The organism is Streptomyces sp. SID5643, assembly GCF_009872555.1.
GTDB classification, from domain to species: Bacteria; Actinomycetota; Actinomycetes; order Streptomycetales; family Streptomycetaceae; genus Streptomyces; species Streptomyces iakyrus.
Map to the genome: position 1 here is coordinate 1 of NZ_WWIC01000285.1, position 9,482 is coordinate 9,482.

At 71.7% G+C, this 9,482-nt stretch carries 10 protein-coding genes; 8 read left to right on the forward strand and 2 right to left on the reverse strand.

Going from position 1 to position 9,482, the window contains the following annotated elements:
- Positions 1 to 34 precede the first annotated feature (34 nt).
- A complete protein-coding gene (locus GTY56_RS31390; protein WP_161368674.1) occupies positions 35 to 1,198 on the reverse strand; it encodes a hypothetical protein in 1,164 nt (387 codons plus the stop codon).
- Positions 1,195 to 2,136 (reverse strand): 5-dehydro-4-deoxyglucarate dehydratase, encoded by a 942-nt coding sequence (locus GTY56_RS31395; RefSeq protein WP_161368675.1) that lies wholly within the window; start codon positions 2,134 to 2,136, stop codon positions 1,195 to 1,197. The genes GTY56_RS31390 and GTY56_RS31395 overlap by 4 nt, the downstream gene beginning before the upstream one ends.
- Positions 2,137 to 2,400: 264 nt before the next feature.
- Here GTY56_RS31395 and GTY56_RS31400 point away from each other — a divergent pair, with 264 nt between their 5' ends.
- From GTY56_RS31400 to GTY56_RS31435, 8 genes are all read left to right on the forward strand, one after another.
- Positions 2,401 to 3,225, forward strand: coding sequence for an NAD-dependent epimerase/dehydratase family protein (locus GTY56_RS31400; RefSeq protein WP_161368676.1), 825 nt, complete (start codon positions 2,401 to 2,403; stop codon positions 3,223 to 3,225).
- A 309-nt stretch (positions 3,226 to 3,534) separates the two neighbouring features.
- Entirely contained in the window at positions 3,535 to 4,302 is a 768-nt protein-coding gene (locus GTY56_RS31405) for a DeoR/GlpR family DNA-binding transcription regulator (protein ID WP_161368677.1), read from the forward strand.
- Positions 4,303 to 4,382: 80 nt separating this feature from the next.
- A complete protein-coding gene (locus tag GTY56_RS31410) occupies positions 4,383 to 5,756 on the forward strand; it encodes an ABC transporter substrate-binding protein (protein ID WP_161368678.1) in 1,374 nt (457 codons plus the stop codon).
- Positions 5,753 to 6,694, forward strand: a complete 942-nt coding sequence (locus GTY56_RS31415; protein WP_107458681.1) for a carbohydrate ABC transporter permease — start codon at positions 5,753 to 5,755, stop codon at positions 6,692 to 6,694. Before GTY56_RS31410 ends, GTY56_RS31415 begins: the two co-directional genes overlap by 4 nt.
- Positions 6,691 to 7,542: a carbohydrate ABC transporter permease gene (locus tag GTY56_RS31420; protein ID WP_161368679.1), complete on the forward strand. Its 852-nt coding sequence runs from the start codon at positions 6,691 to 6,693 to the stop codon at positions 7,540 to 7,542. The genes GTY56_RS31415 and GTY56_RS31420 overlap by 4 nt, the downstream gene beginning before the upstream one ends.
- Entirely contained in the window at positions 7,539 to 8,528 is a 990-nt protein-coding gene (locus GTY56_RS31425) for a zinc-dependent alcohol dehydrogenase family protein (RefSeq protein ID WP_161368680.1), read from the forward strand. The genes GTY56_RS31420 and GTY56_RS31425 overlap by 4 nt, the downstream gene beginning before the upstream one ends.
- Positions 8,529 to 8,604: 76 nt before the next feature.
- Entirely contained in the window at positions 8,605 to 8,826 is a 222-nt protein-coding gene (locus tag GTY56_RS31430; protein WP_161368681.1) for a hypothetical protein, read from the forward strand.
- Positions 8,827 to 8,901: 75 nt separating this feature from the next.
- Positions 8,902 to 9,482, forward strand: a 581-nt coding sequence (locus GTY56_RS31435; protein WP_161368682.1) for a TerD family protein, incomplete at its 3' end; no start/stop codon positions are given.

Genomic DNA, 9,482 nt, shown 5'->3' on the forward strand with positions numbered 1-9,482 from the left:
GCCGCCCCCCACCAGTGACGGCCACCCCACCGTCTCAGCGCCCGGCGAGGGCGGAGCGGACCGTGTCCAGGTCGTCGTCGGACGCCAGTCCGGCGTGATACAGCCGGAGTTCGGTGGCGCCCAGCCGCCGTGCCTCGGCGGCGTCGGCGGCGAGGGTGCCGGGGCTGCCGCCCATCCCCGAGACGACGGTGAAGTTGGCGGCGATGACGGCGCCCTCGCGCTCCTGCCGCGCGAACGGCGTGAGGGTGCCGGTGCCGCCCGCGCAGGGGACGACCACGCCGTCCGCGACGGACAGGATGTGCGCCGGGTCGACGCCGGGGTTGGCGCCGACGTGGTATGACACGGGGTCCGCGTGCAGCAGCACCTGGAAGCCGTCGGGAGCGGCCGCCCGGACCGCCGCGACGGCCTGTTCCTGGAGCGTGCGGGCGGTTTCGTCGCGGTACGCGCGCGTGGTGTTCGCGAGGGTCTCGCCCAGGAGCTTCTCGATGCCCGCCCAGGCTCCGTCGGAGGGCGCTCCCTGCCACACCGGTTCCAGCGCGGTCCGTACGGCGGCCGCCAGCCGGTCGGCGTCCAGGCCGTGCCGGCCGTAGCCCTCCCGGCAGGACGGGCAGAAGCACAGCGCCATCAGGTACTGCCCGGCGTCCCCGAGGCCCACGCCGCCGGTCTTGTCGTGGGCGTGCAGGTGCTGCAGCCCGTACCAGCCGAGGGACTCCAGCTCGGTGCCGCGCGCCCCGGGCCGGGCGGCGGCCTCCGCCGCGAGGTCGGTCAGGTACGCGCGTGTGGCGGGCTGTGCGATGCAGGGCGCCCAGGGGTAGCGGTCGCCGTAGGCGTTGACGACCGAGGTGTCCGGGTGCTCGGCGCCCAGGCGGGAGTTGTGGGCGAGGACGACCCAGGTGTGCACGTCGAGACCGGCGTCGGCGAGCGCGGTGGCGGCCTCACCGAAGGCGTCCCCGGGGGCCCAGGCGCCGGCCGCACAGGGGCGCAGCTCCCGCCCGTTCCAGCGGTCGTCCGCCGGGTACAGCACGGCGGCGTGCTCGGCCGTGACGATGCGGTGGCGCGGGTGGCGGGGCGTGAGGGCGCGGGTGGAGTGGTAGGCGGCGGCCAGCGTCACCTGCTCCACGCCGAGTGCGGCGATCCGCGCGGGCGCCTCCGGGTCCCCGTTGACGTCCCAGGGGTAGACGAATGCCGACGCCTTCACTTGGCCTCCTCCAGCAACGCGTGGCCCCGCTCGATCAGTTCGGCGAGCTGCTTCACATGGTCCCCGCTCGGCTCGTGCAGCGGGGGCCGGACCTCTCCGACGTCGAGGCCGCGCAGCCGTACACCGGCCTTGACCAGGGCGACCGCGTAGCCGCGGCCCCGGTCGCGCAGGTCGACGAAGGGGCGGTAGAAGCCGTCCAGCAGCGTCGCCACGGTGGCGTCGTCGCCGGTCCTGAGGGCCTGGTGGAAGGCGAGGGCGATCTCCGGCGCGAAGCAGAACACGGCGGACGAGTAGAGCGTGACCCCGAGGGCGCGGTAGGCGAGCTGGGTCTGCTCGGCGGTCGGCAGACCGTTGAAGTAGAGGAAGTCCCCCGGAGCCTCGGTGCGGACGGCGCTGACGACGCGCTGCATGAGGTCGAGGTCGCCGAGCCCGTCCTTCAGGCCGATGATCCCGTCCGTGCGGGCCAGGGCGACGACCGTCCGCGGGGTGAACACGGCGTTGTCGCGCTGGTAGACGATGACCGGCAGGGCGGTCGCCGCCGCGACTTCGCGGTAGTGCCGCAGCAGCCCCTCCTGCCCGGCGACGACGAGGTAGGGCGGCATGGCGAGCAGCCCGTCCGCCCCGGCGGCCTCGGCCAGGCGGGCGTAGCGCACGGCGAGCGCGGTGCCGTACCCGGTGCCGGCGACGACCGGCACGCGCCCGTCGGCGGCCTGGACGGCGACCCGGACGCAGGCCTCGAACTCCTCGGGCGTCAGCGCGTGGAACTCGCCGGTGCCGCAGCAGGCGAACACGGCGGCGGCTCCGGCCTCCACCCCGCGCCGGACGTGCGTGCGGTAGGTGTCGAGGTCCACGGAGCCGTCGGGTCCGTAGGCGGTGACCGGGAAGAACAGCGGCCCGCTGGGGATGTCGAGTCGTGTGGCGAGAGGGGCTGGCGTCACAAGCTCTCCCGGTTCTATATTCATGATTGGCGTCTATATTTCTGAACAACACCACGCTAAGGTGCCGCCTGGGCGCCGGTCAAGCGCGCCCATCCGCGACGTACCTGCGGATTCACCTTCTCCGCTTCTCCACGACCTACTTGACGGGCTCCGCCCCAGCTCCTTAGCGTGTCCACGCATATGAATACCGTGCGCTCACGTGCACGCGCGGTGATCAGTACACGCTTGGCGATCAGCACGGCCGGCGATCAAGGAGACCCGAGGATGCCCGCTCCCCGCACCGTCCTGCTCACCGGCGCCGCCGGCGGCCTCGGCACCCTGATGCGGGACCTGCTCCCGGCCTACGGCTACGACCTGCGCCTGCTGGACCTGCGCCCGGTGGAGGGCGAGCCCGGCGCGATCACCGCCGACCTGGCCGACCGGGACGCCGTGCGCGAGGCCGTGCGGGGCGTCGACGCGATCCTCCACCTCGCGGGCATCTCCCTGGAAGCGCCCTTCGAGAAGATCCTCAAGGCCAACATCGAGGGCACCTACCACCTCTACGAGGCCGCCCGTGAAGAAGGCGTCGGCAGGATCGTCTTCGCCTCCTCCAACCACGCCGTCGGCTACACCCCACGCCCCCGGGGCGACGCACCTCTTGATCCAAGCGCGCTCATCCCCGTCGACACCCCGCGCCGCCCGGACACCTTCTACGGCCTGTCCAAGTGCTTCGGCGAGGATCTCGCGCAGCTCTACTGGGACAGGCACGGTCTGGAGACGGTCTCGGTGCGCATCGGCTCCTGCTTCCCCGAGCCGACCAGCGTGCGCATGCTCTCGGTGTGGATGAGCCCCGCCGACGGCGCCCGCCTCTTCCACGCGGCCCTGACCGCCGAGCACGTGGGCCACACCGTCGTACACGGCTCCTCCGCCAACACCCGGCTGTGGTGGGACCTCACCAGTGCCCGGGCGCTCGGCTACGAGCCGCAGGACGACTCCGAGCCGTACGCCGAGAAGCTCATCGCCGAGCAGGGCGAACTGCAGGACGGCAACGAGGCGCACGCCTACCTGGGCGGCCAGTTCGTGACGGATCCGCCGGTCTGGCCGTACTGACCGGACAGAGCCGAACCCGGGCGGGCGGGCAGAGAACGGGCCCGCCCGCCCGGGCATCCGGGCACGACCCGCGGACGGCGGGGAGGCGCCCTCAAGGACGCGGGGAACCGCGCGACCAGCCACAACGCACCCGCACACGCCCACAGCCTCCGCCCGCCACCGCGCACACCCGCACGACCGAACGGGCACACCCGGGCAGGATCCCGCCCGCAACAGACCTGGTCGGCACGGAACACCCCCTGTAGAACTTCCCCCAAGGCCCGACCGAGGGCCCGAACGGGCAGCACGGCAGGAAGGCGGGTGACGGCCATGAACAGGACCGCGGAAGAACGCCAGCGCGAGATCGTGCTGGCCGCGCGCCGGGACGGCTCGGTCGACGTCACCGCCCTCGCCACCGAACTGGGCGTCGCCAAGGAGACCGTACGAAGGGACCTGCGCGTCCTTGAGGACCACGGCCTGCTCCGCCGTACCCACGGCGGCGCCTACCCCGTGGAGAGCGCCGGCTTCGAGACGACCCTCGCCTTCCGGGCCACCAGCCACGTCCCCGAGAAACGCCGGGTCGCGGCCGCCGCGGCCGGGCTGCTCGGCGACGCCGAGACCGTCTTCGTCGACGAGGGCTACACTCCGCAGCTCATCGCCGAGGCGCTCCCCCGGGACCGGCCGCTGACCGTGGTCACCGCGTCCCTGCCGGTCGCGGGCGCCCTCGCCGAGGCCGAGCACGTCTGTGTGCTGCTGCTCGGCGGCCGGGTGCGGCGCGGCACCCTCGCCACCGTCGACCACTGGACGACGAAGATGCTGTCCGGCTTCGTCGTGGACCTGGCGTTCATCGGCGCCAACGGCATCTCCCGCGAACACGGCCTCACCACCCCCGACCCGGCCGTCAGCGAGGTCAAGACACAGGCGATCCGGGCCGCCCGGCGCGTGGTCTTCGCGGGTGTGCACACCAAGTTCGGAGCGGTCAGCTTCTGCCGGTTCGCCGAGGTCGGCACGCTGGAGACGATCGTGACGAGCACCCTGCTGCCGGCCGCCGAGGCCCACCGCTACTCGCTGCTCGGACCGCAGGTCATCCGCGTCTGACCGCACGTCCGGCCACCTCCCCCAGGGCGCTCGCACGCCCTGCGATGCCCCTTATCTCCCTATACATCCAGGAGCGATCCATGCGAACCCAGAGCCGACGACGGCCACCGCGAGCCCCGCTCGCCCTGGCCGCCGCAGGGACGCTGCTCGCCCCGCTGCTCTCCGGCTGCTGGGTCGGCGCGGGCGGGGCCGGATCCGGCGGCGACGCCATCAACGTCCTCATGGTCAACAACCCGCAGATGGTCGAGCTGCAGAAGCTGACCCGCGCCCACTTCACCGCGGAGACGGGCATCAAGGTCAACTTCACCGTCCTGCCCGAGAACGACGTCCGCGACAAGATCAGCCAGGACTTCGCCAACCAGGCCGGCCAGTACGACGTCGCCACCCTGTCCAACTACGAGATACCGATCTACGCCCGCAACGGCTGGCTGCACGAGATGAACGGCTACGTCGCGAAGGACCCCGCCTACGACGAGCAGGACGTCCTGAAGCCGATGCGCCAGTCCCTCACCGCGGACGACGGCAAGCTGTACGGCCAGCCCTTCTACGGCGAGTCGTCCTTCCTCATGTACCGCAAGGACGTGTTCGAGAAGAAGGGCCTGACGATGCCCGCGCACCCCACCTGGCAGCAGGTGGCGGACCTCGCCGCGAAGGCGGACGGCGCCGAGCCCGGCATGAAGGGCATCTGCCTGCGCGGCCTGCCCGGCTGGGGTGAGGTGATGGCACCGCTGACGACGGTCGTGAACACCTTCGGCGGCACCTGGTTCGACCAGGACTGGAAGGCGCGGCTCGACTCCCCCGCCTTCGAAAAGGCGACGAAGTTCTATGTCGACCTGGTGCGCGAACACGGCGAGTCCGGCGCCGCCCAGTCCGGCTTCGCCGAGTGCCTGAACAACATGACCCAGGGCAAGGTCGCCATGTGGTACGACGCCACCTCCGCGGCCGGTTCCCTGGAGGCGGCGAACTCCCCGGTCAAGGGAAAGGTCGGCTACGCCCCCGCCCCCGTCGAGAAGACCGGGTCCTCCGGCTGGCTCTACACCTGGGCCTGGGGCATCCAGAAGGCCTCCCGCAACCCGGAGGACGCCTGGACGTTCGTCTCCTGGGCCTCCGGCAAGGGCTACGAGGAACTGGTCGGCGACAAGGTCGGCTGGTCGAACGTCCCGGCCGGCAAGCGGGCCTCCACGTACGCCAACCCCGACTACCGCAAGGAGGCCGCCGCCTTCCAGGAGATGACCAAGAAGGCCATCGAGCAGGCCCGGCCGAACGACCCCGGCGTACAGCCGCGACCCGCGCCCGGCATCCAGTTCGTCGGCATCCCCGAGTTCACCGACCTCGGCACCAAGGTCTCCCAGGAGATCAGCGCGGCCATCGCCGGACGCCAGTCCGTCGAGTCGGCCCTGAAGAAGGCCCAGGCGCTCGCCGAGAAGATCTCCGAGGAGTACGAGGGACGATGACCGCCACGACAACGGCCCCCGTGGCCGCACCCCGGACGGGCACCCCGGCCCGCCGCCCCTCGGCCCGGCTGCGCGCCTGGGCCACCCGTGCCCCGCTGCTGCCCGCCCTGATCTTCATGATCGTCGTCACCCAGCTGCCCTTCGTGGCCACGCTGGTGATCTCCTTCTTCGACTGGAACAGCCTCTACCCGGACGCCCGGCACTTCACCGGGCTGGACAACTACCAGGAGGTCCTCACCGACCCGGACCTGCGCCACTCGGTGTGGACGACCGTGCTGCTGACGGTGGCCGTGGTGCTGGCCAGCCTGGTGCTGGGGCTGGTCCTCGCCCTGCTGCTGGACCGGCGGTTCCGCGGCCGGGGCATCGTGCGGACGCTGCTGATCGCGCCGTTCCTGGTGGTGCCGGTCGCGGCGGCTCTGCTCTGGAAGCATGTGCTCTACAACCCTGAATACGGCCTGTTCAACGGGTTGTTGCACTATGTCGGCGGGCCACAGCCCGACTGGATCTCCAGCACCCCGCTGCTCGCCGTCGAGGCGTCCCTCGTCTGGCAGTGGACGCCGTTCATGATGCTGATCCTGCTCGCCGGCCTGCAGAGCCGCGACCACGAGCAGATCGAGGCGGCCCGGGTCGACGGCGCGAGCGACTGGCAGATCTTCGTCCACCTGACGCTCCCGCACCTGCGCCGCTACCTCGAACTGGGCGCCCTGCTGGGCTCGATCTACATCGTCCAGAACTTCGACGCGGTCTTCACGATCACCTCCGGCGGCCTCGGCACCGCCAACCTCCCCTACACCGTCTACCAGAGCTTCTACCAGGCCCACGAGAACGGCCTCGCCTCGGCCGCGGGCGTCCTGGTCGTCATCGGCTCGATCGTCATCGCGACCTTCGCCCTGCGCGTGGTGTCGTCCCTGTTCCGCGAGGAGGTGTCCCGCGCATGAGCACGACCGCACCACATGCCCGCCGGGTCGGTGGCAAGGGGGCGGGCCTGGGCCTGCTGGCCTGGCTGCTCGGCATCGCGTTCTTCCTGCCCATCGCGTGGATGGCGCTGACGTCCTTCCACTCGGAGACGGACGCGGCGACCAACCCGCCGTCCTTCGCGGCCGCCCTGACCCTGGACGGCTACCGCGAGTTCTTCGGCGCCGGAGGCGGTGCGAGCCCCTGGCCGGCGCTGATCAACTCCACGGTGGCGTCCGTGGCGTCGACGCTGCTGGTCCTGCTGCTGGCCTTCCCCGCGGCCTACGCCCTGTCGATCAACCGGGTCCGCAAGTGGACGGACGTGCTGTTCTTCTTCCTGTCCACGAAGATGCTGCCGGTCGTGGCGGGCCTGCTGCCGATCTACCTGTTCGCCAAGAACGCCGGGATGCTCGACAACATCTGGCTGCTGGTCATCCTCTACACCTCCATGAACCTGCCGATCGCGGTGTGGATGATGCAGTCCTTCCTCGCCGAGATCCCGGTCGCGGTGATCGAGGCCGCGAAGGTGGACGGAGCCCGGCTGCCGACGATCCTCGCGCGCGTGGTCGCCCCGATCTCCCTCCCCGGTATCGCCGCCACCGCGCTGATCTGCTTCATCTTCAGCTGGAACGAGCTGCTGTTCGCCCGGGTGCTCACGGGTGTGGTCGCCGAGACCGCCCCCGTCTTCCTGACCGGCTTCATCACCAGCCAGGGCCTGTTCCTGGCGAAGGTGTGCGCCGCGTCGCTCGTCATCTCCCTGCCGGTGCTCGCCGCGGGGTTCGCCGCCCAGGACAAGCTGGTCCAGGGCCTGTCGTTGGGAGCCGTGAAATGAAGGCCGCCGTCATCGAGTCCGTGGGCAAGGTCGTCGTCGCCGAGGTCCCCGACCCGACGCCCGGCCCGCGCGAGGTCGTGGTCGAGGTCGCGGCCTGCGGCCTGTGCGGAACCGATCTCCACATCCTCCAGGGCGAGTTCGCCCCGAAGCTGCCGATCGTGCCCGGGCACGAGTTCGCGGGCGAGGTGGTCGGGGTCGGCACCCGGGTCACGGAGGTGACGGTGGGAGACCGGGTCGCCGTCGACCCGTCCCTCTACTGCTACGAGTGCCGCTACTGCCGTACCGGCCACAACAACCTCTGCGAACGCTGGGCGGCGATCGGCGTGACCACGGCCGGAGGCGCGGCCCGGTACGCCCTGGCCCCGGTGGCGAACTGCGTGAAGCTGCCCGACCACGTCCGCACCGAGGACGCGGCGCTCGTCGAGCCCCTCTCCTGCGCGGTGCGCGGCTACGACGTGCTCCGGTCCCGCCTCGGCGCGCACGTGCTGATCTACGGCTCCGGCACCATGGGCCTGATGATGCTGGAGCTGGCCAAGCGCACGGGCGCGGCGAGCGTGGACGTCGTCGACGTGAACCCGGCCCGCCTGGAGACGGCCCGCCGCCTCGGTGTCTCGGCGGCGGCGGCGAACCCGGACGAACTGGACCGCCCCCAGGGCTGGGACCTGGTCGTGGACGCCACGGGCAACGCGGCGGCGATCCAGGACGGCCTGGACCGGGTGGCGAAAGCGGGCACCTTCCTGCAGTTCGGCGTGGCCGACTACGCGACGCGCGTGAGCATCGACCCGTACCGCATCTACAACCAGGAGATCACCATCACCGGTTCGATGGCGGTGCTGCACAGCTTCGAGCGGGCCGCGGAGCTCTTCGCCAACGGCGTCCTCGACCCCGGAGTCTTCATCAGCGACCGCGTCCCGCTGGAGCGGTATCCGCAGGCGCTGGAGCAGTTCGCGGCGGGGGTCGGCCGCAAGATCGTCGTCGTGCCGTAGGGAGGGAGCACCCACCGCGGGCGGGGGCGGGCGAAATTCGCTGGGACGCCTGCTCCCCGCCTCGTACCCTCACCGCATGCCGAGACCTCACGGATTCACCTACGAGCAGCACGCGGGCGGCACCGTCCGCATCAGCCACCACGGCCGCCCCGCCACCACCCTGAACGGACCCCGGGCCGACCGGTTCCTCGCCGAGGTGGAGACCACCGACCCCCAGCTCGTCATGGCCCGCTGGACCGGCAACTACAAGCGGGGCAACGAGCGCACGGCCCGCGACCACCCCCGCAATCGCCGCTGAGGCCCCCGCGATCGCCGTGACCCGATTGGCCGCAGGGTAAGGGAACGGCAAAACCGCCTCGCTCGTTCACCCGGCATGACAGCTATGACCCCCGGCTCGAACATCCCCCTGTCCGCCGCCCGCGTGACGGTGGACGTCGCCGCCCCGGTGCGGCTCGACGTATCGGGCCTGCTGCTCACCGCCGACGGCAAGGTGCGCTCCGACGACGACTTCATCTTCTACAACCAGCCGTCGGGCCCCGGCGTGACGTACCGCTCGGGCGGCGGCAGCGCGCCCGACGCGATCGTGGTCGACACGGCGGCCCTGCCCCCGGGCATCGAGAAGATCGTCGTCACGGCGAGCCCGGACGCCGCGGGCCAGACCTTCCAGGGCATCGAGCCGACGGCCACCATCCGCAACGCGGACGACGGCGCCGTCCTGGCGACGTTCACACCGCCGCAGCTCGGCAGTGAGACGGCCCTGGTCATCGTGGAGGTCTACCAGCGAGGCGGCCAGTGGAAGGCCCGGGCCGTCGGCCAGGGATACGCCAACGGCCTCGCGGGCATCGCCACGGACTTCGGAGTCACGGTGGAGGAGCCGGCCGCCGCCCCGCCCCAGCCGGTGACCCCGCCGCCTGCCCCCGTGCAGCCGCCGGCCCCGCCCGTCGCCGCCCCCGT